1 protein-coding gene and 1 pseudogene are annotated in these 1,934 nt (G+C 45.7%); both read left to right on the forward strand.

What is annotated here, in order from left to right:
• Positions 1–771: hypothetical protein (locus tag QT222_RS01700; RefSeq protein WP_491476103.1), on the forward strand; the 771-nt coding region annotated here is incomplete at its 5' end.
• Between the two features lie 62 nt (positions 772–833).
• Positions 834–1,934, forward strand: a pseudogene (locus QT222_RS01705) (hypothetical protein); the annotation flags it as partial.

Consider the following 1,934-nt stretch of genomic DNA (forward strand, 5'->3'; position numbering starts at 1 on the left):
TTAACTGCCGCGATTCGGTATATCCTGAAGAAGATGGAAGTCGGTGACTACGTCTGGGTGAATAAGCAGAATCAGTTCGCACTCTGTAGGGTGACGAGTGACTGGCGGGTTGCGGCTAACCTCACTGGTGAGAAGCAGGACGAATACGATCGCCGCGATCTCCAGCAATTCCGAGACGTTGACTGGGTAGATATTCCGTATTCCCTCGTGCCGGGTTATGTTCGCCGAAAGTTCTCTGGCCGGTTCGGGACGCTAAACCGCATGAATTCGGGGGTGACTGAGGAGTCGAAACAAGTCATAGAAGCGCTTCATTCGCAGGGCAACTTGGATTCTGACAGCTCGTTTGAACGTGAACGGGTGGCAGAGAAAATTGAGAGAGCAGATACTGAGCGGGTTTTCGCTATTCTGGGAGCAAGCGAAACGGAAGATATCGTTATTAGCTATCTCCAGTCGAAAGGATGGCGGATAATCAAATCCAGCACCAGTAATTCCCAAGCAGAAATTGAATGTGAAATGCGGAAGGAGGAAGATTGCACATCCATTGCGGGGTATCTACAAGTCAAGACGGGCTCTGCGAGCCTTAGCCCAGAGTCCTATACAGAATATGCTGAAGACGGAGAGATGATTTTCTTTGTACAATCCAGCTTGGATGTAGAATGTAGAGACAGCATGTTGGCAATCAATCCGGAGACCCTTCACGAGTATATGATAGAAGAGTACAATTATCTCCCCAATGAGCCACTCCTGAAACTCGATTTCGCTCTCAATTAGTACTTCTAACTAGCCAGAACCAGGACTATAGGCTTCAAGTGGAGATTGTTCTAAAAGGAGATATGGCCGAGATACTGATACTCTCACTGCTTGCTCTTGCTATAGCGGTTTATCAAGCTCTACGTCCAGCAGACCGAAAGCGCATTGAGTACTCCTTGTCGACTGAGAGAAGGAGAATTGTTCTTGCTGCAATCGGGCTAATTGTTGTATTGTATCTGGCAGGCCGATATATTCAAACAGCAAATCCATCTTTCCAGATCCTCTGTGGTCCAGTCTGTCTGCCGTCGCTGTTTTGGGTCGATATTCTCCAGATCTTGGCTGTCGGCGTGGTTTTCTATGTAGGAAAGAGAACACTAGTTGATAATCCGCCAAAAGTGGTCGATGACGATGATTTCGCTACAGTTTTGCGTGAGTTCTATACCGGGAAACAATATGATGCGTTGCTAAATGTGATCGATGACAATTTTGGGTATCTCTTCAATTCTAGCAGCGGAAGTCAGAGTAGCGAGAATACCGTAGAGCGTGCTCTTCTATCGGATGATGTCGCAACCGCACTCGCCACAACAAATCCAGACCTTGGAATAAAGCTTATTAAAAAGGATAGCAATTGGTTTCCGCGACAAGAGTTTACTGACCGGTTCCTTCGAAGTTTACATGAAGAGAAATCCAGTATCCTCTACAGAGAAATCAGGAATAACCGTAACGGTGAGTTCAACAATTATTCTATAGAACCAGGGAACGAACTGTTGGATGCTCTATTTGAGGATCCCTCAGTTGCGCAGGATCTGCTGGCTTGGAAGCCAATTGGAGATCGAACGATCGAGCTACTGGAAGCACAAGGCGGAGGAAAGCACGACGTGTACAATAACCGGAATGAGCGATTTTCTATTTTCAATGAACGTGTAGTGTTTCGTGATCCAATATTCATCTCGGTTAGATATTTCAATATCATGTTGGTTCAAGGGTTAAGAAACAATATTGATCACCATATGTGGGTGTCTTACTTAGAAGGGTTTGCTAAACACATATGCGGTAATTTCAAGAATATTCCTGCAGTCGACTCATCAGACGAGTTCGTTAACGACTACCACTATTTGCTTGATAATATATTTGAGACGCTTTGCTCGATCATTGGGACAGTCGCAAACCAACATCGGCCTTCG

The organism is Haloferax sp. s1, assembly GCF_058382125.1.